Below are 26,420 nucleotides of genomic sequence, written 5' to 3' on the forward strand. Positions count from 1 at the left end.
TAAAAACTTGACAAAATAGTAAAAATATGTTTTACCGATACTTTAAAAAAGTATGAGATTAAAAGAAAGGAGACATTAAAAAGATGAGTTTTATAGACTTTTTGATTAGGTTAGTGTTTCTTATTTACTTAATCATAAAAATTTTTAAGCTTCTGGCTTAAAAAAAGGAGGTGTGAAAGCCTCCTTACTCATCTTTTTAATATTATAGCATAAATGAGTGCGGTTTTAGAATTTTTTTTGGATATTTTAGAGCTTTTATTATTAGCTTTAATTGTGTTTAAAATCACAAGGGAGAAACAATGACTTATGAAGAATTAACAAAGAGGCTTTAAAGCTTTGGATTTGAGTTTTAAGGATTTTTCGCGGCTTTGCGATTTACATCATAATTCTGTTTTAAACTGGGGACAAACGCAAAAAGTGCCGGGCTGGGTTGAAAATTTTTTAAACTTTTATGAAAAAAGTGTGAAATTTGATGCCTTAGTGAAACATATCAAAGAATGTCAAAAAATGCTTAAAGATTGAAAGCTTTTTAAACAGCTTTCAAAGCCCTTTAAACGCAAAAAACTTGAAGCTAATAATAAGCCTTTCCATAAAAAACGCGTTTAAAGCTTGTTTTTGTAAAGATTTAAGCTGTCAAATCAATGCAATTTTTAATGAGAATAAAGATAAAAAATACTGATTAAAGCCAATTTATGCAAGTTCAAAGTCTCCAAAAAGCTAAGTCTATAAAAGAAATATCACTTTTAACCTACGTTAAAATGAGTTTATTTTTATAATATTCTATCCATTTTTTAAAATCAAAAAATCTAAGTTGAATACATTTAATTTATTTCCAAATAAAAATAAATCTAAAAATTTAATTTTCTTGACTCGCTCTTATAAGTTTTTTCATCTATACTTTTTTTGTTTTAAACTTAAGCGTCCTTTAAAGCTTGATTATATCCTAAAAACGAGCAATACCCAAAATGGCACAAATATTTAAAAATTTTCCGCTTTGCTTTGAAAACATTCTCAAAAGAGATTTATTTAATTACTATATTTATTTATAATTTTTATAATAAAACCAAATTTATATTTGTTATTGATTTTTTATATAAGTTTTATAAATTAAAAATTTTTAAATTTTCTATTAATTTTCATCAATAAGCTTAATAGGATTGAAATAAGATATTTATTTATCACTAATCTTGAAAAATTAATTGATTTTTTATTAAAATAAATTTTTGATTGATATTGTTTTTATAACATTCATTCATCAATAAATCTCTTGCTTAAATCTCCAAAATATTCTATGCGTCTATCTCGTAAAAAGGGCCACCAACGACGCAATTCTTCACATTTTTTCAAATCAAGCTCGATAATTTTACAGAATTCATCTTTGCTGTTTGCCCTAAAAATTTCTTCACCTTGAGCACCAAAAACAAAGGAATTTCCCCAAAATCTTATACCTTTTTCCATCCCACTTTTATCTTTTTCAAAGCCCACGCGGTTGATTGTTACTACAGGCAAGGTATTTGCGATAGCATGTCCTCTTTGTATAGCAATCCAAGCTTCAAGCTGTCTTTGTTTTTCATCTTTTTTATCCTTATCAAACCAACCTATAGCCGTAGGATAAATCAAAATTTCTGCCCCTTTTAAAGCCATAATTCTTGCTGCTTCAGGATACCACTGATCCCAACAAATCAACACTCCAAGTTTTCCAACGCTTGTAGATATAGGATTAAAACCTAAATCTCCGGGAGTGAAATAAAATTTTTCATAAAAACAAGGATCATCAGGAATATGCATTTTTCGGTATTTTCCTGCTATACTACCATCTTTTTCAAAAACCACAGCACTATTATGATAAAGTCCAGCACTTCGCTTTTCAAACAAAGAAGTGATTAAAACCACTTGATGTTTTTTTGCAATTTTAGACCAAAATTTGACATCTTTTTCATAATCCTCTGCAAGATTAAAAAAATCCACATTTTCACTTTGACAAAAATACTCACTTTGATGAAGCTCACCCAAACAAACGAGTTTTGCTCCTTTTATAGCTGCTTCTTCTATGAATTTACAAGTTTTAGCTATAGTTTTTTCTTTGGTTCCATGAAATTTTTGTTGTATTAAAGCAAGTTTCATTGTCTTTCCTTTTCTGCATCTTGATCATCATAAGGATCAAGATGAATTTGTATGTCCCATTTTTCATCATCAAAAGTTTTTCTAATATTTTCTTCAATATGGTCTGAAATTTGATGGGCATTAAATAAAGAAATTATAGGACAAAAAACTAAATGCACACTAAGATAGTTGATATTAGGAGCCTTGCGAGTTTTTAGCTCATGAAAACTTATAATTTCTTGATTTTTTTTAATGATTTCACAAATTTTTTTTACTTTATGCTCCTCAAGGGCTGCGTCCATTAGAAAAGATAGGGCTTTTTTGATGATTTTAAATGCACTAAAAGTTGTATAGACACTGATGATGATGCCAAAAATTGCATCAATGATATGAAAATTTGTAAAGTGGATTAAAATCAAAGTGATTAAGGCACAAAAATTTGTTAAAAAATCATTCTTATAATGCAAACAATCACTTTCTATAATCAAACTTTTGGTTTTTTTAGCAACAAAATTAAGAAAAACAACGAGAAAAAAAGTAACAAATAAAGCAAAAATCATCACAAAAATGCCTAAATTTAAATCAGAAATTTCCTCTTTGTGATAGATTTTTAAAATACTTTGATAAAAAATAAAAATTCCTATACCCGCGATAAAAGAGCCTTCTAAAACGCCCATAAGAGCTTCAATCTTACTAAAGCCAAAATTATAGTTTTCATTAGGTTTTTGAGAGGATTTTTTAAGAGCTAAAAAATTAAACGCTGAAAGAGCAAAATCCATCATAGAATCGATTGCACTTGAAAGCACAGCCACAGAACCGCTTAAAATTCCTACAATAAATTTAACCAGAGCTAAGAAAAATGCACAAATACTTGCAGTGATAGCAGCTTTTTTTTCTAAATTCATTTTAAATCCTTAAAAAGATTTTGACAAGAACAATGGATTGAACCATTTTGCCTTAAAAATACTCTTGCATCTATGCCTATAACTTCTCGGTTAGGCAAAGCATTTTGAAGTCTGTTTTTAACAATTTCATCGTTTTTATCACCATAAAAAGGCACAATGAGAGCTTGATTGATAAAAACAAAATTTGCATAACTTGCCCCAAGTCTTTGATTTTTGTAAAATAAGGCTTTGGGCAAGGGAAGTTCTACAAGTTTAAAATGCGTTTTTTCAAGCTCTTCTTTCATTAGGGCTAAGGGTTTAAAATGCTCATCTTCTTTATCGTCGCAAACGCAAAAGGCTATGGTTTCTTCATCGATAAAACGTGCTAAAGTATCGATATGATGGTCTGTATCATCGCCTTTTATAAAGCCATTTTCAAGCCATAAAATTTCATTTAAACCAAAAATATTTTTGAGTTTCTTTTCGAGTTCGGTTTTATTCAGATGAGGATTGCGATTAGAATTTAATAAACAATACGCACTTGTTAGCATAGTTCCTTTTCCATTAAAATCGATACTTCCCCCTTCTAAAACCAAGTCAATTTTTTGTAAATTTTGTTTTAATTTATCTTTAAAAAGCTTAGAATTTACCGCATTATCGAGTGAGCTTTCAAATTTATTTCCCCAAGCATTAAAAGTAAAATCAAGAGCTTTAATTTTGCCATTTTCATACACTTCAATCGCTCCAAAATCTCGTATCCAAGTATCATTTGTAGGACATTGAAAAAAATCCACATTTTTAAAATGTGAAAAGGGTTTAAAATCTTTTTCATTTGGAGCAATAAGCAAGACTTTTTGAAAAGAACTTACAAGCTCAATGAGATTCTTATAAGCTTCTAAAATTTCATCCAAATAGGGCTTCCAATCTGTTTTTTCGTGTGGCAATGCAAGAAGTAGGTATTCTTGCTCACTCCATTCAGCTATAGATTTTATCATTTAAATGCCTTTTTGATAATAAAATCTAATTGTAAGTATTTTTTATATTTTTGTCAAGAGATTTGATGAATTTTTGCCCTAAAAAATTTAGAGCAAAATTATTCAAAAAATATTTTCATTGTGCCATTGTCAAGGATAAGTTTATCATTTTCGTATGAAATTTTAAAATTTCCTTGTAAATTTGTGAGAAATAAGTGTTCAAATTCCATGACTTCTAAAGGATGACAAAGCATTTGTGTAGAAGCTACACTTTGATCTTCTATACTCATACTCTTAGAATTTTTTTGATAAGAACCAAAAAAACGATTACAACCTGAATAACCATAAAATTTATCTGCACCAAAATTGATATTTGGTTTCGATTCTGCACTTTTTGCATCATAAATTTTGCCATTTATGCTGATTTTTTCTATATTTAGAATTTGATTTTCTTTTAAAATCAAATTTTCTTGCCCATTTGCTTCATCAGCATTTGAAGAACAAGCCGTGAAAAAATATAAAAAAAACATTAAAGGCAGTAAATAAAGCGTTTTCATCTTTTCTCCTTAAATTTCAAATTTACTAAGCTCTCCTTCAAGATTATGACATACTATTTTTAACTCATCTACAATTTGAAGTAAAACTTTAGAAATTGTTTCATTTTTTTCACTGACTTTAACATTTTCTTCCATACACATCAATAAATTTTGTATGTTTTCTTGAGAATTTTTTATTTTTTGTGTGCATTGAATTGCAAGGTTTTTAGCTTCTTGATTGCAAATTTTAACTTCATTAGCACCATCAACCAAAGAAGTAGTGTTAGTGTTTAAAGAATTAACATTTTCAGCATTCTTTTTTAGTTCTTTGCTGACATCATTGATGCTTTCAAGAAGTTCTTTGACGATTTTAACGACACTAGCTAAAAATTCTTCGCTGCTTTGAGCCAAATTTCTTACATCTTCTGCAATAACTGAAAATCCTCTGCCATAAGTGCCTGCACGAGCCGCTTCAATCCCTGCATTTAAAGAAAGAAGATTAGTTTTATCTGCAATTTCACTAATCATTTCTGTAGCTTTTTGGATATTATTTGCTTGATTCATCATATTTTCAACTTTTTTAGCAAGTTCATTTTCATTTTCTGCAACATTAGAAACTTTTTGGGCTACACTAAATAAAGAATCAAGCATTTGATCAAGGAGTTGATAAGATTTATCATTAGCATGGCTTGCATCGCCTGAAAGTGCTGCAAGTTCTCTTAATTCATTGCTCACATCAGCACTCAATTGAAAACTTTCATCAATTTTTTGATGGCTTTCTTTTGTCGCCTCATTTAAAGAAATGGCACTTGTATTGAGCAAACCTGTTTGATTTTCAACATTTTTCGAGCTAGTCGTTACAGAATTAACCGCATTTTGTGTTTTTTCGATGAATTGATTGATATAACTGCAAGCATTTGCTATTTCATCGCGTCCTTTAACGGAAATTCTAGCCTTCAAATTACCACTTCCTTTAGCAAGCTCTCTTGCACGTTTTAAAAGCTCTACAATAGGATTTCCAACCACGATTTTGAGCACAGAAAGCACAACGATTAAGGTAAAAATTAAAGCTAAGGCAAAAATTATAATATAAGAGCGACTCGTCTTAGCAATATCCTTTTCTATGCTTTCTAAAGAATGATAAACATCCATGACACCTATAACATTCCCAATTTTTTCAGTGGCGTGGCAAGCAATGCAACTTTCATCTGCAATTAAAGGACGTATTAATCTTAGATGGTTGATTCCATTGACTTGTTCCTCAAAAGATTTAAATTCGGGTTTATTAAATTGTTCAAGTATCAATTTATCGTTTGAAATTTTAGCATCTTTAATCTCAAAAAGTTCTATAGTGTCTTTAGAAGGATAAATATTAATATCACTAATGCCTTCAATTTTCTTAGCATCATCAATAGCTCCATGAATTTTTTCTCTGTCTCCTAAATTCATTGCCATTCTCATTGTTTGAAAAACTGAAGTGCCTATCATATCTAAATTTGCTCTACTCATTCTATCTGCTGTATTTTTAAAATCTATGCTTATAATAAATTGAATGATTACAAAGCTAACAAGCAAAACGCCACATACAACTGCCGAAACCTTAAATCCTATGCTCTTAAACATAAAATCCTACCTTACAATTTTTAATGCCTTTATTTTATATTTTGTTTTATTAAAATCTTGTTAAAATATCATTTACATTAAAATTTTTATTTTGTTGATAAAATTTAAAAATTTTATCTTTAATCTGCGAAAAGCTCAATTTGTATTATAAAAAATAAAAAAATTAAAAAAGACATAAGCAAAAATTTATATTGATTTTTATAAAAATATAAACAAATAAAAAACTTTAATATTATTGCTTTGAAAAATACTTAAAAAAATTATAAAAAAAATGAGTTTTAAACATACATGGATAATGAAACAATATAATTAAAGCTAAAAATTTTTAATTTTGCTTGATTATATTGTTTGCTTTTTTAACAAGATGAAGCAATAAAATTTAATGTAAAAAATGTCTCACTCCTGTAAAATATAAAGAAATTCCATATTCATTTGCTGCTTGTATCACCTCATCATCTCTTATGCTTCCGCCCGGTTCGACTATAGCTTTAACTCCGACTCTACTTGCCTCATCAATGCTATCTCTAAAAGGAAAAAACGCCTCACTTGCTAAAACACAACCCTCTAAATCTAGTCCCATTTCTTTAGCTTTCATTATGGCTGCTTTAGCTGCATCAATTCTGCTTGTCATTCCCATACCTATAGCAACCATAGCTCCGTTTTTAACATAAACGACATTATTAGATTTTGTTAAAGCAGCAATTTTTAAAGCAATTTCTAGGTCTTTTAACTCGCCCTCACTTGCCTTTCTCTCACTCTTAAGTTCAGCATTTTTTAATTCTTTTTCGCTCACTTCATCGCTATTTTGATAGACAAATCCTCCATTGATGTGTTTAAAATCATATAAATCATAGGGACGCACAAGATAGGGATTTTCTTGAGTGAAAATTTTAATACGTTTTTTACCCTCAAATACCGCTAAAGCTTCCTTTGTAACATTTGCTGCAAGGATAACTTCAACATAAATTTCGTTGATTTTTCGGGCTAAAGTTTCATCCAAGCTTCCATTGATTGCAACAACTCCGCCATAAGCACTGATGCTATCGCATTTTAAAGCATGGGTATAGCTTTGAAGCAATCCTTCTTTAATGGCAAAACCACAGGCGTTGCCGTGTTTAACAATAGCCACAGCAGGAGCTTTATCAAAGGCACTTGCAAGATTTAAAGCCGCATTCATATCGGTTAAATTATTAAAACTTGCTTCACCTTTTAAGGCTTTAAAATGATGATTAAAAAAGTCATCAAACTGATACAAAATTCCTTTTTGATGAGGATTTTCTCCATATTTGGTTTCAAATACTTTTTGTCCAACTATGAATTTACTTGCACCAAAACCTCCATTAAATCTTTCATTCATATAATTTGCTATGTAAGAATCATAATTTGCGGTGTGTTCATAAGCTTTTATCATTAAATCAAGCCTAAATTTTTCATCGTCTTTGCCTTCTTTTAAAGTTTTAATGATTCTTTCATAATCCAAAATATCACACACAACCAAAACATCTTTATAATTTTTTGCCGCACTGCGAATCATCGTAGGACCGCCAATATCGATATTTTCAATAATCTCATCTAAATCATCACTCATAAGAGTCGTCTTTTTGAAAGGGTATAAATTCACACACACTAAATCAATCTTTTCTATATTATATTCTTTAGCTTGATTTTTATGGTTTTCATCGTCTCTTTTGTATAGAATTCCCCCGTGAATTTTAGGATGCAGGGTTTTGATTCTACCTTCGAAAAGTTCGGGACTTTGAGTGTAATCACTCACTTCTAACACTTCAATATGATTTTCTTTTAAAAGTTTGAAAGTTCCACCTGTTGAAAGCAATTTAAAATCCAATTTCACAAGCTCTTTAGCAAATTCAACTATACCCTCTTTATCACTGACGCTAAGCAATGCCTTTTTCATTATCAATTCTCCTTTTAAGACTGAAAAAATTTTTATATAAATTTTTAATGTATTATAGAATAAATTCTAGTTCAAAATGCATTTTTTATGAATAAAATTTTGATTTTTAACATTTTTTATTGATATATTTTTGTTAAAATTTCTTATCATAAAACTACAAAATCATAAGTACAAATGCTTAAGCCCATAGATTTTAAAAGTTAAAATCATATTTTAAGCCGATATAAGAGCTATTTGTAAAAATTCTATAGCGGATAATTATTTTAAAATAAAGCAAAAGAATGAATTTTTCAATTCCCTAAGCATTAATTTTCCAAATGTTTTTTAATGAGCTCATAGGCTTCATTGATTTTTTGAAATTTCTTCACACCTTGCTCTAGTTCTTCTTTAGAAACATTGTTTGCGTTTAAAATGTCAGGATGATACTTTTTAGCCAAGGCTCTGTATTGTCTTTTGACAAGATTTAAATCCGCATTTTTATCGAGTTCTAAAATTTGATAAGCCTCCTCTAAAGTTAAGGTTTTTCGAGGGCTTTTTAAATTATTAAGGCTTTGGATAAAAGAATCTAATTCATCTTTACTGATTTCAAAGGCTCGAGCAATTTCATTTAAAATTTCTTGTTTTTTAGCACTAAAATCTACATCAATTAAAGCCATAAATACAAGCACCCTAAGCACATTAAGCCTTTCATTTTTCGGCAAAGGAACTTCTTTTAAAAAATCTTTTGCAACATAAAAAGTGTCGCTTAAATTGTCTTTATGCTCGTTAAAACTTGCTTTTAAAAAGGCTCTTTCTTTTTCATCTTTAGTGTTAGCGTCTAAAATTTGACTTATCAAGTCTGCTTCTTCTTCGCTCACCCTGCCATCGCTTTTTGCAATTTTGGCTAAAAGTGCGATAACATAATAATTCATGCGTCTTCTTAATTCATCAATTCTTTCTTCCATAACTCCTCTTGCAAAACCCCTCGCAAAACCCCTTGCTCCGCGTTTAGCATTGTTTAAAAAATCCTGCTTACCCCAAGTTTTATAATACCAATAAAAAGCCAAAATTGCTAAAACAATCAATATAAAAATCATAATAAATTCTCTCTAAAGCTGTTAAAATAAATTTCCTTAAGCTCTTTAATGCTTAAAGAAAGTTCATCTAAAGTAAAATTTAAATCATTATCCGTGCAACCTAATTTTGTAAAAGGGATGTTAAATTGATGAATGAGATTTAAAAAAAGTTTCTCATCTTTTACACCCACAATCACACGACTTTGACTCTCTTCAAACAGCCAAGCATTCTGTTTAAAACCACTCTTAAGCCTTGCACCCACATTTGAAATGGCAAACATTTTTGCTAAACTCACCGCAAGTCCTCCTATGCCAACATTGTTAGCACATTCTAAGCATTCTTTTTCATTTGCCTCATATAAAAAATTCCAAAGTTTTAATTCCGCCTCAAAGTCTAATTCTCTAAGCTTTCCTGCAACTTTATTGTCTTGAATTTTCATAGCCAATGAAGCTCCAAATTCTCCAAAACTTTCGCCCAAAAGGTAGATAGGAATTTGGGCTTTATTAAAATGCGATTTTAAAATTTTATTAGCATCCTCTTGTAAGCCTACGCTGACTATGGTCGGACTTGGATAAATGCTTATTCCATTGCTTTCATTGTATAAAGATACATTGCCACTGACTACAGGCGTATTGAGGGCTTTACAAGCTTCTTTGATACCCTCACAACCCTTTGCAAATTGCCACATGACTTCAGGATTTTCCGGATTGCCATAATTGAGACAATCACTGATTGCTAAAGGTTTAGCTCCCGTGCAAGCAACCTTTCTTCCAGCACTTGCTACAGCTATGGCTGCACCGATTTTTGGATTGATGAAATTCAATCTTGAATTGCATTCACAAGCCATTGCAAGTGCTGCATTATTTTCTTTCACACGAATCACACTTGCTCCTAAACTCCCATCGGCTTTTAAGGTATTTGTTTGCACACTTGAGTCAAATTGTTCATAAATATAAGATTTATCGCTGATATTTTCATTGCTTAGCATTTTTACGAAAAGCTCTTGAGCGTCCATTTTAAGAGCGAAAGAAACATTTTGAATTTCACTAAAATATTTTGGCTCACTCAAAGCTCGATTTAAAATAGGACTCTTTTCACTCAAAGGCTCTATAGGTATGAGTCCTACAAGCTCACCTTCCCAAAAGAGCTCCATTTTTCCCGTATCACTCACTTCTCCTATAACTTCCGCATCCAAATCCCATTTTTTAAAAATTTGAATCACTTCATTTTCATAGCCCTTTTTTGCACAAATGAGCATTCTTTCTTGAGATTCACTCAACATCAATTCATAGGGTGTCATTTTGCTTTCACGCATAGGAGTTTTATCCAAATAAAGTTTCATTCCGCTCCCACTGCGTCCAGCCATTTCAAAAGAACTTGAAGTAAGCCCCGCCGCACCCATATCTTGAATGCCTATGATAAAACCGGTTTTAAAAAGCTCCAAACAAGCTTCCATTAAAAGTTTTTCGCAAAAAGGATCGCCGATTTGAACCGTAGGTCTTAGACTTTTATTTTTTTCATTAAAGCTATCACTTGCCATGACAGCACCACCTAAGCCATCTCTGCCTGTTTTTGAACCCACATAAATTACAGGATTTCCTACACCTTCAGCCTTAGCATAGAAAATGTCCTCTTTTTTGCAAATTCCAAGTGCAAAGGCATTGACTAAAATATTGCCATTGAAACATTCATCAAAGGCACATTCTCCGCCTATGGTAGGCACACCGACACAATTTCCATAATGTGAAATGCCACTTACAACGCCTTTGAGAAGGTATTTTTGAAATTTTCCTATTTTTTCATCGTGGATATTGCCAAATTTGAGTGAATTAAGTCCTGCAACCACTCTTGCCCCCATAGTAAAAATATCCCTTAAAATTCCTCCCACTCCGGTTGCTGCTCCTGCAAAAGGCTCGATAAAACTCGGATGATTATGGCTTTCTATCTTAAAAACCGCTGCCATACCCTTTCCTATATCAATGACTCCAGCGTTTTCTCCGGGTCCTTGTATCACCCAAGGAGCTGTAGTTGGAAAGCCATTGAGATATTTTTTACTCGATTTATAAGAGCAATGCTCACTCCACATTGCTGAAATGACACCAAGTTCAAGCAAATTAGGTTCTCTGCCTAAAATATTTAGAATTTCTTTGTATTCCTCATCGCTGATTTTATGAGCTTTTATAAGGTTTTTATCCATATTTTATCCTTTATTTTCCTAAGCAAAAATGACTAAACATCTCATCTAAAATTTCACTGCGGTCAAAATTTTTAGTGAATTTTGCAAGTTCATCAATAGCAAGATTAAGCTCGAAAGCAAAAAGTTCTAAACAACTCTCATCTAAAAGCTTTTTAGCCCTATTGATGGCTTCACTTGCATTTTTACAAGAATGAATCAAACTCAAAGAGCTAAGCATAATGCCATCAGTATCTTGAGTGTTAAGATAATTTTCAAGTGCGTTTTCAAGTGCGTTTATATCATTTTTAGTGCTGATTTTTATAAAATTATATGCGTTTTGATTTTGAAATTTTAACTCCAAATCGCATTTATTTAAAATGAAAAAAATCTTTTTTTGACTTTGCTTTAATAATTCATAAATTTCAAAATCTTGCTCATCTTCTTTTCTCGAAGCGTCAAAAACAGCCAAGATAATATCTGAATCCTCAAGGCTTTTTTTGCTCAATTCTATGCCCTTTTGCTCTATATTATCCGTGCTATTTCTAATGCCGGCTGTATCGATGATTCTAAGAAAATGCGTGCCAAGTTTAAAATTTTCTTCTATAGTGTCTCTTGTTGTGCCTGCAAAGGGTGAAACTATGGCTCTTTCATAGCTTAAAAGAGAATTTAAAAGCGAACTTTTGCCCACATTTGGTTTTCCTATAATTGCAATTTTAAAACCCTCAATCAATCCTTTTTTTTTCTGTGAAAGCGTGTAAATTTCATTGAGAATTTTTGCGTTTTCTTCGCACATTGTTTGAATTTGAAGAATTAAATTTAAGGGTAAATCTTCATCAGCATAATCAATGCTTGTTTCAACAAAGGCAAGAGTTTTAACAAGATCAAGCCGAATTTTTTCTAAAAGTTCTGCAAGTTTTCCTTGCATATTTCTGGCAATGATTTTTGCTGCAAGAGCCGATTTTGAAAGGATTAAATCTTGTATGGTTAAAGCCTTTAAAGCACTCATTTTTCCATTGATACAAGCTCTTTTACTGAATTCACCCGGCTTTGCTAAATGAGCACCAAGCTTTAGAAGTTCTTCAAGTAAAATTTCACTCACGCTAAAACCTCCGTGAAGCTGAAATTCCACGACATCCTCTCCCGTGAAACTCTTAGGGGCTTTAAAATAAATCACTATAGCCTCATCGATAAAATCTCCTTTGAGATTATAGAGTTTGCAAAAAGTTGCGTAACGGGGATTTAAATTTTTTTTTGTGATTTTCAATCCAAATTCTAAAGCCCTCTCTCCGCTTACTCTAACGATAGATATAGAGCCTATGCCGTGTGCGGTGGCTAAAGCAACTATGGTTTCACTCATCTTTTTTGAAAAAATCGTTAATGACTACAATTCTTTGTTCGCCAACTTGTTTAATGCCTACATATTTATTTGGAAATTCTTTGCGAAGTTCCTCAAGGGCAATTTTTATCAAAACTCCGTCCAAAGCTTTGGTTTGTCCGCGTCCGTGAATTTTAATTTTTTCAATCACATTTTGAAGATAAAATTGCATATTTTGAATTTGATTTTGCAAAAATTGTGCAATTTCAAGTCGCACCAGAAGATTGTATTTTAAATTAATCCAATTATGCAAAAGATAAGAAATGGCTTTATAACGATGAGCCTCTTTGCCTATCATTAAGGCTGCATCTTTGCCATCAAGCTTTATAAAAACACAATCCTCGCTATACATTCTAAGTTCAACAAGTTCAATCTCAAACCAAGAATTTTTTAAGAGCCTTTCAAGTCCGTTGCGAATTTCATCTAAAATGTCCTGCGTGTTTTTCTCTTTTTTCTCTTCTTTATCTTCTTTATAAAAACTATCGAAAATTTCATCATTTTTAGCCAGATATTTTTCTTTGTTAAAAGAAATTTTTGGCTCTGTTTTCGTTTCTTCATTGATTTTCGTTTCATTTTTGAAATTTTTCTTTGATAATTTTTCTTCAAATTTATTTTCTATTTTTTCAAAATGCTTACTCGGGCTAAAATCTTTCTTAAAATTCTTTTTGAATTTCTTTTTGACATTAACCTCTATAATAGTATTTTTTCGACCAAAACCTAAAAATCCACTCTTTGCTTGTTGCAAAATTTCATATTCTAAATCCATAACCGAACATTCCAAATTTTTTGACGCTTCAATCAATGCACTTTGAAGATCTTTAGCTTCTATTTTCATATTTTACTCGCTTTCTTTTCTATGGTGCTCTCTTGCAAAAAGTTTATTAATCACCCATTGTTGCACTAAAGAGCACAGATTATTCACAAACCAATAAAGAGTCAATCCAGCCGGGAAAGCCAAAAAGAAGAAAGTGAAAATCAAAGGTAAGAATTTCATAATCTTAGCTTGAGTTGGATCTTGTATTGTCATCGGCGTAATCAGCTGTTGTGCAAACATCGTCAGACCCATTAAAATCGGTAAGATAAAATAAGGATCCATTAAAGATAAATCATGAATCCAAAATGCCCAAGGAGCTGCTTTTAGCTCGATAGCGTTTAAAAGCACACGATAAATTGCAAAGAAAATAGGAATTTGCAAAAGTATAGGCAGACAACCACTCATAGGATTTGCTCCATGTTTTCTATAAAGCTCCATCATATGAGTGTTCATCTTTTGAGGGTCTGCCTTGTAACGTTCTCTAATGTCCTTCATTTTTGGAGCTAAATCTTTAAGTTTATTCATAGAAATCATTGATTTATAAGTCAATGGGAACAGCACAACACGTACAATTAAAGTCATTATAATGATAGCCCAGCCCCAATTTTTCGTATAATTATGAATTCCATTTAAAAAAGCAAACATAGGTTTAGCAATGAAAGTGAACCAGCCGTATTCCACCACAGCTTCGAGTCTAGGGTCTATGGATTTTAAAGTATTATGGTCCTTAGCCCCTATATATCCACCAGCTTTAAATTCGTTATCGCTATAAGCAAAAATCAATGGATTTTGTTTTGCATCTTTGCTGATTGTGATGTTTAAAGTTTTGTCAAAATTATAAAATGAAGTTGCATAATATCTGTCAAAAGCTGAAGTCATTTTGGCATTTTTAATATTTTCATCATTGTCCATATCTTCATCTTCATAAGTGTGAATAGTGTCTTTATCATCAAGAACTAAGACTCCATGAATGGTATAACTATCCACAGCTATATTAGGTCTAAAACCCGGAGTGATAAAATAAGGAGAATTTTGACTCAATTTAACCTCAATTTCATAATTTCCGCGAGGATAAAAGGTTATGATTTTTTGTATTTCAAGCTTTGATAATTTTTGAGTTAAATGCAAAGTTTTGCTTGAATTTTCATCGATAAATAATTCTTTTTCATTCGCTGTATAATTGACATTAAAAGCTTCTTGATTTGTTTTTGTATCACTGAAGCGAATTTCGAGGGGATAGGGAGAATTTTCACTTGAAATGAGATTGATTGCCTTTCCGTCTTTGTCTTTGTATTTTTCATCTTTAAGAATAAAGCTTGAAATGCGACCCAAAGAATCAATTTTTGCATCGAAGTGTTCGCTTTTAATCTCTGCAATGATATTATTTTGTGAATTTTCAGAATTGTTTTGATTTAAATCATTGAGAATCTTTGAATCGGTATTTTTTAAAGCAGGAGCTTCATTTGCCACACTTGCATTTTGTGAGCTGTTTTGCTCCTCTGTGAGATTTTGTTCCACATTCAAAGGCGGTTTAGGGATAAAAAAATAATCATAGATTATAAAAAATACAAAAGAAAGCACTACGGCTAAAAATATACGTTTTTGTTGAGCCTTATCATTATTCACTATTTTTCCTTTTGATTAAAAGATTTTAATAAAATAAAACCCTTATTTTTATAAGGGATGTATAAAAAACAAAGAGGTTTTTGTGCTAAAAATTTAGGTTTGAAGCAAAAATTTTGACTTTGCATAACCTTAAAAACCTTTGGATAGTCAAATCCCCCTTTAAAGAGAGGATTGCATCTTAAAATTCGCAAAAGAGTAAAATAAAAAGCAAAAATGAGTCTATTTTTTTGAAACTGCCAAAGGGCATATTCTGAGCAACTTGGATAATATCTACAAGTTTGAGGCTTTAAGGGACTTAAAAATCTTTGATAAAAATGCAATAAAATTAAACAAATTCTTTTAAACATTCTAATTTTTTAAAACCTCGTTTCAAGCCTTTTTCCAAATTAAAAAAAGAAATTTCAGTCAGCTCACTCTTAGCTATCAAAATATATTTTCCCTCTTTAATCTCATCTTTAAATCTAAAAAATAAAGCCCTTAAAATGCGTTTAGCACGATTTCTTTTCACTGCTTTTCCAACTTTTTTACTCGCAACAACCGCCATTTTTTTTTCTGTATCTTCAAGGTAAAAGATGATAAAACCATCACAATACCATTTTTTACCCATCTTATATACAAAAGAAAATTCCTTAGAATCTCTAAATTTTAAGAAATCTTTCACACAGCAAGTCTTTTTCTACCTTTGGCACGTCTTGCTCTAATCACCTTGCGACCATTCTTAGTTTTCATACGAACACGAAAACCATGAGTGCGTTTTTTTGGAGTATTATGTGGCTGATAAGTTCTTTTCATTCTATCATTCCTTAAATATATAAAAATAAATTTGGATTTTATCTTAAATTTACTTAAAATTGCTTTTAATTTAAGAGTAGTTTTTACTTTATTTTGATAAATTTTTTTAAAACTTTAAGCAAGAAAGTTTTTATTTGCAAGGGCTAAATCGCCTAAGCATTGATTTGATGAAAATGTGATAATATATCGTTTTGCATTGCTTAATGAATATTTAAGAATCAAATAAACCTTATTAAGATGATTTTATTGAACAAAGCCATATTTAAGCAAAAACAGAGTTTTTTGAGTTTAAATTGATTTTAAGTTTCTAAGTAAATTGAGCTTGTATTGAGGTGCGATTATAGAATGCGATTTATAGAAAGAGATGATTAAAAAATGCAAACGATAAAGCGATATTATATGAATTTTCTTTTATAAAGTTTGGATTATGATACGAGAATTACACTATCTTAAAGCAATGGGTTATGATTTCATCGATGAAAATTTAAAAGATGAAAATTTAAAAAATGATTTTTCTGTTAAAAATTTCAAAGATTTACAAAATAGCGTAAAAAATTGCACTCTTTGCCATTTTTCTAAAACGCGTCGCCATGTCTTAATGGAAAAAGAACAAAAAAGTGTTAAACTCTTAATCCTAGCGAGTTTTGCTCAAAAAAGCGAGAATGAAAGCGGAATTTTACTTGATTCTTTAAGGGGTGAGAATCTTAAAAAAATATTGCAAGAAATTTTGGGGCTTAAAAGAGAAAATTTTTATTTTTCTTATCTTTTTAAATGTTTTTCTTATTCAAAATTTGACAATTTTTCGCTACAATCTTGTTTGCCTTTTTTTTGGAATGAGCTAAAGCTTGTTAAACCTAAAATTGTCCTTTGTTTAGGAGAATACGCGTTTGAGGGCTTAGGCTTTAAAAATTTCAATGCTTTGCGTGGAGAAATTTTTGCCTACGAGGATTTTTTTATCATGCCAAGTTTTGAGCTTGAATTTATAGAGAAAAATCCCAGCTATAAAAAAGACTTTATTGACGATTTAAAAAAACTTAAAGGATTTTTATGAAAAAAATATGTTTGATATTTTTTTTATGCTTATTCATTGCAAATGCTAAAGAACAAAAGCTTGTAAAATCAGATTTTCCTCAAGAAAATTACCCGAATTTAAGCTTAAATTCTTGCGATAAAAATTGTTTGCTAGAGCTTTTAGAAGCAAGGCTTTATCTTAGTTTTTTGTGCGAATTTGTAGAAAATAATGACGAATTTTTATCAAATGTTTATGCAAAGCTTTTAAATTCCATTACAGATTTTGACAGCAATTTGCAAAAAATCACCGCAGTTAAACTTGCTATCATTATCCCTGAAAAAACATTAAAGAGTTATTCAAATATCATCATCAACGCGTCTTTAGCCTATCTTTTAAGACAAAGGGCTGAAATCAAAGTTAAAGTTTTTTTAATAGGAACTGAAGACAATAAAAAAATTCAAGAAACTTTAAGTCAAATCGAAGCACAAAACTACGCATATGTGATTGCAGGTTTTACCCTCAAAGGTGCCAATGCTTTAAGTGCTTATAATGGAAATTTAAAGATTTTTATCCCAACTTTAAACAAAAACACAAGCCAAATACAAAATCAAAATATCTATTTTGGTGGCATTGATTATGATGCACAAATTGCCAAGCTTTTAGAAAATTCTAACGCAAATATCGCGGTTTTTACCGATAATTCTAGCCTTGCAAGCAATCTTAATACAAAAATACTCAAGCAAAAAGAACAAAGCAGATTTTACAGAATAGAAAGCGAAAAGATTAATTTCCAAAATTTCTTAAGGACTCAAGGCGGTTTAAGACAAGCTTCAATCTTCTTTAACACGCCTTTGATTAAAACCGCTCTTATTAGCTCTCAACTTAGAGTGCATAACATCAACCCTTACATCTTGCTTTCTACGCAAATCAACTATGCTCCCGCTTTTTTAAGTTTGACTCAAGCTAATGACAGAAAGAATTTTTTAATCGCAAATTCTATCGATAAAAACGATACAAATTTAAATTATCTCAATGAAATTTTTAACCAAAATCTTGATTATAATTGGGTCGCTTATGCAACAAGCGTTGGGATTGATTATTTTTATACTCAATTCTTAAACACGCAAAGCGAGAGAATTTTTGAAGAAAAAATACAAGATTCTCAATTCATCTATAAAATTCGCTTGATGAAAGCCTTAGAGGGAAATTTTGAAGAATTACAATAATTCTTCAAAAATCCTTTTTAAATTCTCATCAATCTTTGCAATCTTAGAATCTTTAACAAAAGCAAGAGTGAATTCCGCCCTAAAAAGCTTTTCATCTTGTTTATAAATTTCTTGACAAAGAATCAAAGACGCCCTTTTGATGTCTAAAAGTTCAGTTTTTATCTCTAATATATCTCCAAGTTTAGCAGATTGTAAAAAATGACAATCCGCCTTTGTCAGCAAAAAATGCCCCCTTTTAGCGTCAAAAATATCAATATTTTTAGCAAAAAATATCTCACTCCTTGCCCTTTCACAAAATTTTAAATAATTACTATGATAAACCACTCCACCCGCATCAGTATCCTCATAATAAACGCGTATTTTCATATCTTTAAACTCCTTTTCACTTCCAAGTTTCATTCAAAGCCAAAATCGCTTCATTTTTTAACTTCATTTTTTAACTTCATCAAACTTCATCTTTTAACGCCCTTATTTTTCATCGCATTATGATAATAAGCCTTAGTTAAAAAATCATTTAAGATTATACCAAAGATGAGCCAAAATTCCATAAAATTAAAAATGATTACAACGTATAAAATTGACTTTTTGGAATTTTTTAACTATAATTTAACCCGTGTTTTAACAAAAAAGAGTATTTCAATCATAGCTAAATTCAAATCAAACAATGTAAAAAAGCTATAAAATTGCGTTAAAATCATTCAAAATTTCGTTTTAAAAATGATTTTAAAAACTTCAATGCAATTAAAAAATAAATACAAAACAAAAATACTCAAACCATATTAATTTAATCTTTAAAGGATTAAAATGAACAAAACTTCACAAACCATTATCAATGACATTTGCTGGAAAGCCTGCAATGTCCTACGAGGAAGCATAGACAGCAACGACTATAAAGACTACATCCTCACCCTGCTGTTTATCAAATATCTCTCGGATTTTCATAAAGAAAAAGTAGAGGAACTCAACGCACAATACGAAAACAGCAAAAAAAGAGAAGAAAGAGTCAAAGCTCTACTCCAACATCAAGCCTTTAAGCTTGATGAATCCTGCGACTTTGACACTCTTGTTAAAAAGAAAGAACAAGACAAACTTGGCGACATTATGAATGCCATACTTGAGAGGATTGAAAAGCTCAACGCACAAAAATTACAAGGAATTTTTAATGTTGATTTCAATCAACTCGGCGATAACACAAGCACAAGAAACGCATTATTAAGAAAGCTCATAGAAATCTTTGATGATAAAAGATTAGACTTAAGACCTAAAATGCTAGAAAACAACGATGTTTTAGGCGATGCCTATGAGTATTTGATTGCAAATTTTGCAAGCACTGCGGGCAAAAAGGGCGGAGAATTCTACACACCCAAAGAGGTTTCAGCCCTGCTTTCACAACTCGTTTTTGCAGAGCAAAAGGACAAAAAAGAGGGCATTTCTATCTATGACCCCACCTGCGGGAGTGGTTCATTACTCATAAAGGCGTCAAAGGAGGCTTCTAAGCATAACAAAGCCTTTCGCCTCTATGGTCAAGAGAGCAATCCCCAAACTCACGCCCTTTGCAGAATGAACATGGTTTTACACAATATCAACGACGCCGACATTCAACGCGGAGACACCTTAAGAGACCCTAAACACATAGAAAATAATCAGCTTAAAACCTTTGATATTGTTTTAGCAAATCCGCCCTTTTCACTTTCGCAATGGGGAGAGGAGCAAGGCGACCCCTATCACAGATTTGCATTTGGCATTCCGCCTAAAAACAAGGGCGATTATGCCTTCATTCTCCACATGCTAAGCTCTCTTAATGCACAAGGCACCTTAGGCGTCATATTACCGCATGGAGTCTTGTTTCGCGGAGGCAGTGAGGGCAAGATTCGCACCAAACTCATTGAGAACAATCTCATTCACGCCATTATCGGCTTACCAGCAAATCTTTTCTATGGCACAGGCATTCCCGCTTGTATTTTGATTTTTAAAAAACACAAACAAGACAAAAATGTCTTATTCATTGACGCAAGCAAGGAATTTGAAAAGGGTAAGAAGCAAAACGCCCTTAAACCAGAGCATATTGAGAAAATCATCCAAACTTACAAAGACAGAAAAAGCGTTGAAAAATACGCTCATTTGGCAAGTTATGAGGAGATAAAAGAAAATGACTATAATCTTAACATCGCACGTTACGTGGATTCCTTTGAGGAGGATGAGGAGATTGATTTACAAGCCCTTAAAACAGAGATTGCAGAATTAGAAAAAGAATGTCAGCACCATTCTGCAAAACTCAAAGCTTATTTAAAAGAATTAGGACTCTAAGGAGCTTTTATGAAACCACCAAAGGGCTATAAACAAACAGAACTTGGCATTTTACCCGATAACTGGAAAGTGGTGAAATGTGGCGAGGTGTGCGAAATTATAGCAGGAGGAGATGTCCCCAAAAAATCTTTTTCAAAATACAAAACAGAGCAGTTTTGTGTCCCTATTTATAGTAATGGAATAGCCGAAAATGCTTTATATGGCTTTACAAATCAAATAAAAGTAGATAAACCTTGCATTAGCATTTCAGCACGAGGAACAATAGGTTATTGTATGTTGCATAAAGAGCCATTTTATCCCATTGTTAGATTAATTGTAGCAATTCCAAAAATTGATATAAACGTAATTTTTTTAAAATACTCAATTGATTTTAAAAAAATCATAAGCACTTCCGCAGGAATTCCTCAATTAACTATTCCTATGACTTCCAAAATTCAAATCCCTTTGCCGCCACTCAAAGAGCAAGAAAAGATTGCGGAGATTCTTAATGCGGCAGATTTGGAGCTTTCAAGTTATGAAAAACTCATTGCTTTGAAAGAAAAATACAAAAAGGGCTTAATGCAAAAACTCCTCACCCCAAAAATCCGCTTCAAAGAATTTAAAGAACAATGGAAAGTGGTGAAATTAGGTGAGGTGTGTGAAGTAAAAAAGGGCGAACAATTAAACAAAATTACACTTCAAGACGAAGGCTATCCGGTTATTAATGGCGGAATTTTGCCATCTGGATATTTTCATAACTTTAATACAGAAAAAAATACTATAACAATTAGTGAAGGTGGTGCTTGCGGTTTTGTTAATTATATGACTGAAAATTTTTGGAGTGGTGGTCATTGCTATACTCTTAATAATGTCAAAGAAAATACAAAGTTTTTGTTTTTTGTATTAAAACATAATCAAAATAATATTCAAAATTTAAGAGTGGGAAGCGTATTATCAAATATTCAAAAGCAAAATATTGTAAATTTTCAAATCCCTTTGCCGCCGCTCAAAGAGCAAGAAAAAATCGCAGAAGTTTTAAGCTCTTGCGATGCAGAAATACAAAATCTCAAAGACCTTTGTGCGTTATTAAAAAAACAAAAACACGTCCTTATGCAAAGATTGCTCTGCGGAAAAGTAAGGGTAAAGGGGACATAAATGCATACAGAAACAATTTTACAAAATCATTGCATAAAACTTTTTGAAAAACTAGGATTTAAGTTTCTATCAAGTAAAGAAGCTTTGAGCTTAAGAAAAAATAATCATAATGTTTTATTAAAAGACATTTTAAAAGAAAGGCTCAAAACGCTCAATCACAATAAATTTGCCTCCGAGACTCTTGAAAGAGCCATAAAAGATTTAGACAAACCCTTAGACAAGGGCTTAAATGAGACAAATAAAAGCATTACAGAATATCTGCTGTATCCGCAAAGCTATCCTGTGGAGGGCAAGAAAAAGAAAGAAGGGCTTACATACATTGACTTTGAGCATCCTTGCAACAATGATTTTCATATCAGTGCAGAATTTAAAGTCGCATGTCATGGGAGTGATAAGACAAGGCGTCCGGATTTGGTCGCGTTTGTCAATGGAATCCCCCTTGCTGTGATAGAGCTTAAAAGATGGAGCGTGGGTTTTAAAGACGCGATTAACCAGATTCTAAGTGAGCAAAAAAATGGTGAAATTCAAAACTTGTATAAATTCATTCAAATCACCCTTGCAGGAAATGGCATAGAGGCAAAGTATGGCACGACCGGAACGCCTTTAAAGTTTTATAATGTTTGGGAGGAGGAGGATGAGGGCATTAAGGAAGGACTAAAGACGCATATCACTGATAGAGACATCTCTAAGCTTGATGAAACAATTGCTGCACTCTTTTCAAAAGAAAGGTTTTTGAAGCTTTTAAAGCATTATATTTTCTTTGATAAGGGGGTTAAGAAAATTTGTCGCTATCCGCAGTTTTTTGCCACAGAAAAGACTCTGCAAAGGGTTGAAACAATGCAAGGAGACAAGAGAAATGGGCTCATCTGGCACACTCAAGGAAGTGGGAAGTCTCTGACTATGATTATGCTAACAAGACTGCTTAAATTGCGTTTTGGAAGGTCTAAAATCATCGTTGTAACCGACAGAATAGACCTTGATAAACAGCTTAGCGAGACATTTAGGGGAGTTGCTATTGACATTAAACATGCAAAAAATGGAAAGGATTTGTTTAAAAAACTGCAAAGCGGGGCGAGTGTCATTACAACTTTGGTGCATAAATTTGAAAAGCTAGATTCTATGGAGCCTTTGTTGGAGGAGAATATTTTTGTCCTCATTGATGAAGCTCATAGGACACAAGGGGGAAGCTTACATGAGGCTATGAGAGCGGTTTTGCCCAATGCTTGTTATATCGCATTTACAGGAACGCCACTGACAAAAGCAGAAAAAAACAGCTTTGTAAAATTTGGCGGAGAGATTCACAGATATACGATTAATCAAGCCTTAAAAGACGGGGCGATTGTGCCTTTGGATTATGAGGGACGCTTTGTTGAGCAAAAGATAGAGGACAAAGAGGGAATGGAAGACGCGTTTGAGCGTATGACAAAAAACTTAAGCCTTGAAGCAAAAGAGGAGCTTAAACGCAAATGGTCGCGTTTTTCAAAAATCGCTTCCAGCGAGAAAAGATTAGAATGTATCGTGCAAGATATAAGCATGGATTTTAGGAAAAAATGCAAACGTGTTTCTTTTAAAGCGGGGGCAATATTTGCGACAAATTCCAAATATGAAGCGACGCGGTATTATGAGCTTTTTAAGAAAAATACAGATTTGAAAGTGTCCTATGTGATTTCAAGCAATGAGCAAGAGGAGCTTGAGGGAGGGCATAAAAAATATATCGCTCAAATTTGGAAAGAAACCACTTGCGGAAATGATGAAACGTATATCAAAAAAGTGTGCGATGAGTTTAAAAAGGGGGACATAGAACTTCTTATCGTGGTGGATAAACTCCTTACAGGCTTTGACGCTCCAAATGCCCTTGTTTTATACATTGATAAGCCTTTGAAAGAGCATAATCTCTTACAAGCGATTGCAAGGGTTAATCGCGTGAAAGAGGGAAAGGAGTGCGGGTTTATCGTTGATTATAGAGGGCTTTTAGGAGAGCTTGATAGAACTTTGACGCAATATTCTTCTTTGAGGGATTTTGAGCCAGAGGATATTCAAGGAGCGGTTTTTAGTATCCAAGATAGGATTAAAGAAATACAAAAATTTTATATGGATTTAGAGGAATTTTTCAAAGAAGTGGAGCACAAAAATGATATGCAAAGCTATGTGAATGTCATAACAGGCGCACATAAATTTAATGAATTTAAGAATCTCTTTTGGAATTTTGCCCATTCTTTTCATGTGGCTTTAAACCATGCAAAGATTTATGAACTCCTTGATAAAGAGACAATTAAGACATACAAAGAAAAGATTAAATTCTACAACGAACTAAGAGCTGCCACACAGCGACAACTTCACATTTCAGCAGACTTGAAAGAATATGAAGTTTGTATGCAAAACCTGCTCAATCAATACATCAATGCAAACGGAGTGAATGAGATTCAAAAGCTTACGAGCATTTTTGATGTGGAATTTGAAAATGAAATGCAAAAGATTGAGGATTTAAGTGCTAGAGCGGATGCGATGATTTGTGCCACTAATGCGGTGATAAGAGAAAAGCAAGAGAGCAATCCTGCCTTTTATGAAACACTCACGCAAGAGATTTTAAAAATCATTGAGGAGTATAAACAAAAGAGAATCAATGCAGAGGAAAAACTCAAAAGAGCCACAAATATCGTGCAAAAAACCAAACAAGGCTCCTTGCAAAAGAGCTATCCTGCAAGTATCAAGGGCAAACGTTTGATTGCTCTGTATGATTGTCTTAAAACACACTTTTCTGCTTTGTCTTTAAAAGAGGATTTAAAAGAAAATTTAGTCGAATCTGTTGCATTAGAGATTGAGAAAATTTATAAAGAGATTACTGTGATACCTGATTGGCCAAGCAGTAGCAAAGCAAACGAAAAGATGAAAAGTGGAGTAGCTGACATATTTTGGAACATTAAACGCAAATATCAAGTGATAATAGAAAATCAAGACGCACTTTGTCAAAAAATTTGGGAATTAGGAGTTAAAAATAGATGATAAATGATGTTTTAATCATTAAAAAAGATGTTAAAAATATTATTTTAAAAGTCAAACCAAATGGAGAAGCTTCTATCATAGCACCAAAAGACACGAGCGATGAGTATATCCAAAAAATCCTTGTAAAAAGAGCGGATTGGATTGAGCAAAAAAGGGAAAGATTTTTGAGATTTCAAAAGAAAGAAAAAGCGTATATAAGCGGTGAGAGTCTTTCTTATCTGGGCAGACAATACAAGCTTAAAATCATACAAGCGAATGAAGAATGCGTAAAATTGCAAAGAAATTATTTAGAAGTTTATGTCAAAAATACAGACGATATAAAGCTTAGAAAATCCCTTATAGAACAATGGTATCACCAAAGGGCTTTAGTGGTTTTTGATGAAATTTTTACACGTTTTAATCAAATCACAAAAAAAGAGGTTAAGAAATTTGCAATCAGAAAAATGAAAACGCGATGGGGAAGTTGCAATGCGTTTAAATCTTATATTCATATCAATAGTGAATTAATTAAAAAGCCAAAAATTTGCATAGAATATGTGATATTTCACGAACTAACTCATATGATTTTCCCTAATCATTCTAAGAATTTTTATAATTATTTAAGTTATTATATGAGAGATTGGAAAGAAAGAAAAGAATGTCTTGAGAATTATAATAAAGAATGAATGATTTGCTGTTTAAGGGCTTAATGAAATATTATTTTTGTTGATTTAAGAGACATTTTTAGAATTTTTTACCCCATAATCTGCAAATATAAAAAGCTAGAATTTATATAATGATTGCTATAGTGTGTGGCTTTATTGTAAATTAATTAAAATAAATTTAAGCATTTAAAACATCAATATCAAAAATAGCTCTTATAAATGCCTTTTTAAAATATAATTTAACAAATATTTTTATCAATTTGTGTTTTATATTTTAAATAAATTTTTTGATATTTTATTTTTTTTCAAAGCTAAGAATGCTAAAATTCAATCAAAAAGAGTTAAAATGAACGCCGATAATGCTTTAAACATTCAATTTTATAATCACCCTTTATACGCACAAATTCAAAGCTTAAAAGAAACAAAATGCGAATTTTGGCTCTCTGAAAGTGTGAATTTAAAAACAGATAAAAGTCAAAGTCAAAAGATTAAAAAGATTGCTTTAGAGCTTAAACCTTGGCGTAAAGGACCCTTTTGCATTGATGAGCTTTTTATAGATTCAGAATGGAAAAGTTTTATTAAATTTGATATTTTAAAGCCTTTTATGAATGAAATTTCAGGCAAAATTGTCGCAGATGTGGGCTGTAATAATGGCTATTATATGTTTAAAATGCTTGAATTTAATCCTTCTTTGTTGATAGGATTTGATCCTAGTGTGAAATATCGTTTGCAATTTGAACTTATCAATATTCTTGCTAAAACTCCTATAAAATATGAACTTTTGGGCGTTGAAAACATACAATTTTATTCCCATTCTTTTGATGTCATTTTTTGTTTAGGAGTGATTTATCATAGAATGGACCCTATAAAAATGCTTAAGGATTTAAAGGCAAGTTTAAATAAAGGCGGAATAGTATTTTTGGATACTATGTATATAGAAGATGAGAGAGAAGTTGCATTATTTCCTAGAAAAACTTACTCAAAAATATCAAATATTTTTTTCATTCCGTCGATATTAGCTTTAAGAAATTGGTGCGAACGAGCAGGATTTAAAGAATTTGAAGTTTTGGCTACCAAAAAAACGGATAAAAACGAACAAAGAAAAACAGAGTGGATTGATTCTTATTCTTTGGAAAATTTTTTGGATTCAAATGATGAAAATTTAACCTGTGAAGGTTATGGAGCTCCGCGAAGAGTTTATGTAAAATTAAAGGTTTAAA

Annotated in this window: 23 protein-coding genes; 8 read left to right on the forward strand and 15 right to left on the reverse strand. The window is 31.7% G+C overall.

Features of this window, described 5'->3' with window-relative positions:
* Positions 1 to 336: 336 nt before the first annotated feature.
* Complete coding sequence (locus CCUN_RS03605) at positions 337 to 522, forward strand: hypothetical protein (RefSeq protein WP_051521741.1); 186 nt, start codon at positions 337 to 339, stop codon at positions 520 to 522.
* Positions 523 to 1,248: 726 nt separating this feature from the next.
* Here the strand turns inward: CCUN_RS03605 and CCUN_RS03610 are convergent.
* The 14 genes from CCUN_RS03610 to rpmH all read right to left on the reverse strand — a co-directional run bounded on the left by CCUN_RS03610 (position 1,249) and on the right by rpmH (position 15,874).
* Entirely contained in the window at positions 1,249 to 2,124 is an 876-nt protein-coding gene (locus CCUN_RS03610) for an N-carbamoylputrescine amidohydrolase (RefSeq protein WP_027306211.1), read from the reverse strand.
* Complete coding sequence (locus tag CCUN_RS03615) at positions 2,121 to 3,008, reverse strand: cation diffusion facilitator family transporter (protein WP_027306210.1); 888 nt, start codon at positions 3,006 to 3,008, stop codon at positions 2,121 to 2,123. Before CCUN_RS03615 ends, CCUN_RS03610 begins: the two co-directional genes overlap by 4 nt.
* On the reverse strand, positions 3,005 to 3,982 hold the full coding sequence (locus tag CCUN_RS03620; protein ID WP_027306209.1) for an agmatine deiminase family protein: 978 nt from the start codon (positions 3,980 to 3,982) through the stop codon (positions 3,005 to 3,007). The genes CCUN_RS03615 and CCUN_RS03620 overlap by 4 nt, the downstream gene beginning before the upstream one ends.
* Positions 3,983 to 4,080: 98 nt before the next feature.
* The gene (locus CCUN_RS03625; RefSeq protein ID WP_027306208.1) at positions 4,081 to 4,518 is read right to left on the reverse strand and encodes an META domain-containing protein; all 438 of its coding nucleotides are present in this window, start codon (positions 4,516 to 4,518) and stop codon (positions 4,081 to 4,083) included.
* A gap of 9 nt (positions 4,519 to 4,527) precedes the next feature.
* Positions 4,528 to 6,120 carry a methyl-accepting chemotaxis protein gene (locus CCUN_RS03630; RefSeq protein ID WP_027306207.1) on the reverse strand — a complete coding sequence of 531 codons (1,593 nt, stop codon included), beginning with the start codon at positions 6,118 to 6,120 and terminating at the stop codon, positions 4,528 to 4,530.
* A 379-nt stretch (positions 6,121 to 6,499) separates the two neighbouring features.
* Complete coding sequence (purH, locus tag CCUN_RS03635) at positions 6,500 to 8,035, reverse strand: bifunctional phosphoribosylaminoimidazolecarboxamide formyltransferase/IMP cyclohydrolase (protein ID WP_027306206.1); 1,536 nt, start codon at positions 8,033 to 8,035, stop codon at positions 6,500 to 6,502.
* A gap of 305 nt (positions 8,036 to 8,340) precedes the next feature.
* On the reverse strand, positions 8,341 to 9,111 hold the full coding sequence (locus tag CCUN_RS03640; protein WP_027306205.1) for a TerB family tellurite resistance protein: 771 nt from the start codon (positions 9,109 to 9,111) through the stop codon (positions 8,341 to 8,343).
* On the reverse strand, positions 9,108 to 11,288 hold the full coding sequence (purL, locus tag CCUN_RS03645) for a phosphoribosylformylglycinamidine synthase subunit PurL (RefSeq protein WP_027306204.1): 2,181 nt from the start codon (positions 11,286 to 11,288) through the stop codon (positions 9,108 to 9,110). The genes CCUN_RS03640 and purL overlap by 4 nt, the downstream gene beginning before the upstream one ends.
* 10 nt (positions 11,289 to 11,298) lie before the next feature.
* On the reverse strand, positions 11,299 to 12,624 hold the full coding sequence (gene mnmE / locus CCUN_RS03650) for a tRNA uridine-5-carboxymethylaminomethyl(34) synthesis GTPase MnmE (protein WP_027306203.1): 1,326 nt from the start codon (positions 12,622 to 12,624) through the stop codon (positions 11,299 to 11,301).
* Entirely contained in the window at positions 12,617 to 13,477 is an 861-nt protein-coding gene (locus CCUN_RS03655; protein ID WP_027306202.1) for a Jag N-terminal domain-containing protein, read from the reverse strand. Before CCUN_RS03655 ends, mnmE begins: the two co-directional genes overlap by 8 nt.
* A gap of 3 nt (positions 13,478 to 13,480) precedes the next feature.
* Positions 13,481 to 15,082, reverse strand: coding sequence for a membrane protein insertase YidC (yidC, locus tag CCUN_RS03660; RefSeq protein WP_232087676.1), 1,602 nt, complete (start codon positions 15,080 to 15,082; stop codon positions 13,481 to 13,483).
* Complete coding sequence (yidD, locus tag CCUN_RS03665; protein ID WP_027306200.1) at positions 15,082 to 15,429, reverse strand: membrane protein insertion efficiency factor YidD; 348 nt, start codon at positions 15,427 to 15,429, stop codon at positions 15,082 to 15,084. The genes yidC and yidD overlap by 1 nt, the downstream gene beginning before the upstream one ends.
* On the reverse strand, positions 15,408 to 15,743 hold the full coding sequence (rnpA, locus tag CCUN_RS03670) for a ribonuclease P protein component (RefSeq protein WP_027306199.1): 336 nt from the start codon (positions 15,741 to 15,743) through the stop codon (positions 15,408 to 15,410). The genes yidD and rnpA overlap by 22 nt, the downstream gene beginning before the upstream one ends.
* The gene (gene rpmH, locus CCUN_RS03675; RefSeq protein WP_027306198.1) at positions 15,740 to 15,874 is read right to left on the reverse strand and encodes a 50S ribosomal protein L34; all 135 of its coding nucleotides are present in this window, start codon (positions 15,872 to 15,874) and stop codon (positions 15,740 to 15,742) included. Before rpmH ends, rnpA begins: the two co-directional genes overlap by 4 nt.
* Before the next feature lie 427 nt (positions 15,875 to 16,301).
* Here rpmH and CCUN_RS09870 point away from each other — a divergent pair, with 427 nt between their 5' ends.
* Positions 16,302 to 16,925 (forward strand): uracil-DNA glycosylase family protein, encoded by a 624-nt coding sequence (locus CCUN_RS09870; protein WP_027306197.1) that lies wholly within the window; start codon positions 16,302 to 16,304, stop codon positions 16,923 to 16,925.
* A complete protein-coding gene (locus tag CCUN_RS03680; RefSeq protein WP_027306196.1) occupies positions 16,922 to 18,112 on the forward strand; it encodes a hypothetical protein in 1,191 nt (396 codons plus the stop codon). The genes CCUN_RS09870 and CCUN_RS03680 overlap by 4 nt, the downstream gene beginning before the upstream one ends.
* On the opposite strand, the gene CCUN_RS03685 is transcribed toward CCUN_RS03680, so the two are convergent.
* The gene (locus tag CCUN_RS03685; RefSeq protein WP_027306195.1) at positions 18,104 to 18,478 is read right to left on the reverse strand and encodes a YbgC/FadM family acyl-CoA thioesterase; all 375 of its coding nucleotides are present in this window, start codon (positions 18,476 to 18,478) and stop codon (positions 18,104 to 18,106) included. The two genes, CCUN_RS03680 and CCUN_RS03685, sit on opposite strands and share 9 nt — an antisense overlap.
* Before the next feature lie 438 nt (positions 18,479 to 18,916).
* Between CCUN_RS03685 and CCUN_RS03690 the strand changes: the two genes are divergently transcribed.
* The 5 genes from CCUN_RS03690 to cmoB all read left to right on the forward strand — a co-directional run bounded on the left by CCUN_RS03690 (position 18,917) and on the right by cmoB (position 26,419).
* Positions 18,917 to 20,419 carry a type I restriction-modification system subunit M gene (locus CCUN_RS03690; protein WP_027306194.1) on the forward strand — a complete coding sequence of 501 codons (1,503 nt, stop codon included), beginning with the start codon at positions 18,917 to 18,919 and terminating at the stop codon, positions 20,417 to 20,419.
* 9 nt (positions 20,420 to 20,428) lie between these two features.
* Complete coding sequence (locus CCUN_RS03695) at positions 20,429 to 21,553, forward strand: restriction endonuclease subunit S (protein WP_051521740.1); 1,125 nt, start codon at positions 20,429 to 20,431, stop codon at positions 21,551 to 21,553.
* On the forward strand, positions 21,554 to 24,556 hold the full coding sequence (locus CCUN_RS03700) for a type I restriction endonuclease subunit R (RefSeq protein WP_027306193.1): 3,003 nt from the start codon (positions 21,554 to 21,556) through the stop codon (positions 24,554 to 24,556).
* Positions 24,553 to 25,221 carry a M48 family metallopeptidase gene (locus CCUN_RS03705; RefSeq protein WP_027306192.1) on the forward strand — a complete coding sequence of 223 codons (669 nt, stop codon included), beginning with the start codon at positions 24,553 to 24,555 and terminating at the stop codon, positions 25,219 to 25,221. Before CCUN_RS03700 ends, CCUN_RS03705 begins: the two co-directional genes overlap by 4 nt.
* A 325-nt stretch (positions 25,222 to 25,546) precedes the next feature.
* Positions 25,547 to 26,419 carry a tRNA 5-methoxyuridine(34)/uridine 5-oxyacetic acid(34) synthase CmoB gene (gene cmoB, locus CCUN_RS03710; RefSeq protein WP_027306191.1) on the forward strand — a complete coding sequence of 291 codons (873 nt, stop codon included), beginning with the start codon at positions 25,547 to 25,549 and terminating at the stop codon, positions 26,417 to 26,419.
* Position 26,420 lies beyond the last annotated feature (1 nt).

It is taken from the genome of Campylobacter cuniculorum DSM 23162 = LMG 24588, from assembly GCF_002104335.1.
Classification (GTDB): Bacteria; Campylobacterota; Campylobacteria; order Campylobacterales; family Campylobacteraceae; genus Campylobacter_D; species Campylobacter_D cuniculorum.

Bases quoted from the DNA above. Each gene is read 5' to 3' on its own strand.
- CCUN_RS03700 (WP_027306193.1), top strand. From the start codon at position 21,554: ATGCATACAGAAACAATTTTACAAAATCATTGCATAAAACTTTTTGAA.
- CCUN_RS03615 (WP_027306210.1), bottom strand. From the start codon at position 3,008: ATGAATTTAGAAAAAAAAGCTGCTATCACTGCAAGTATTTGTGCATTT.
- CCUN_RS03630 (WP_027306207.1), bottom strand. From the start codon at position 6,120: ATGTTTAAGAGCATAGGATTTAAGGTTTCGGCAGTTGTATGTGGCGTT.
- mnmE (WP_027306203.1), bottom strand. From the start codon at position 12,624: ATGAGTGAAACCATAGTTGCTTTAGCCACCGCACACGGCATAGGCTCT.
- cmoB (WP_027306191.1), top strand. From the start codon at position 25,547: ATGAACGCCGATAATGCTTTAAACATTCAATTTTATAATCACCCTTTA.
- CCUN_RS03705 (WP_027306192.1), top strand. From the start codon at position 24,553: ATGATAAATGATGTTTTAATCATTAAAAAAGATGTTAAAAATATTATT.
- CCUN_RS03685 (WP_027306195.1), bottom strand. From the start codon at position 18,478: ATGAAAATACGCGTTTATTATGAGGATACTGATGCGGGTGGAGTGGTT.
- CCUN_RS03690 (WP_027306194.1), top strand. From the start codon at position 18,917: ATGAACAAAACTTCACAAACCATTATCAATGACATTTGCTGGAAAGCC.
- purL (WP_027306204.1), bottom strand. From the start codon at position 11,288: ATGGATAAAAACCTTATAAAAGCTCATAAAATCAGCGATGAGGAATAC.
- CCUN_RS03655 (WP_027306202.1), bottom strand. From the start codon at position 13,477: ATGAAAATAGAAGCTAAAGATCTTCAAAGTGCATTGATTGAAGCGTCA.
- CCUN_RS03610 (WP_027306211.1), bottom strand. From the start codon at position 2,124: ATGAAACTTGCTTTAATACAACAAAAATTTCATGGAACCAAAGAAAAA.
- rpmH (WP_027306198.1), bottom strand. From the start codon at position 15,874: ATGAAAAGAACTTATCAGCCACATAATACTCCAAAAAAACGCACTCAT.
- CCUN_RS03620 (WP_027306209.1), bottom strand. From the start codon at position 3,982: ATGATAAAATCTATAGCTGAATGGAGTGAGCAAGAATACCTACTTCTT.
- CCUN_RS09870 (WP_027306197.1), top strand. From the start codon at position 16,302: ATGATACGAGAATTACACTATCTTAAAGCAATGGGTTATGATTTCATC.
- purH (WP_027306206.1), bottom strand. From the start codon at position 8,035: ATGAAAAAGGCATTGCTTAGCGTCAGTGATAAAGAGGGTATAGTTGAA.
- CCUN_RS03625 (WP_027306208.1), bottom strand. From the start codon at position 4,518: ATGAAAACGCTTTATTTACTGCCTTTAATGTTTTTTTTATATTTTTTC.
- yidD (WP_027306200.1), bottom strand. From the start codon at position 15,429: ATGTTTAAAAGAATTTGTTTAATTTTATTGCATTTTTATCAAAGATTT.
- CCUN_RS03640 (WP_027306205.1), bottom strand. From the start codon at position 9,111: ATGATTTTTATATTGATTGTTTTAGCAATTTTGGCTTTTTATTGGTAT.
- CCUN_RS03695 (WP_051521740.1), top strand. From the start codon at position 20,429: ATGAAACCACCAAAGGGCTATAAACAAACAGAACTTGGCATTTTACCC.
- CCUN_RS03680 (WP_027306196.1), top strand. From the start codon at position 16,922: ATGAAAAAAATATGTTTGATATTTTTTTTATGCTTATTCATTGCAAAT.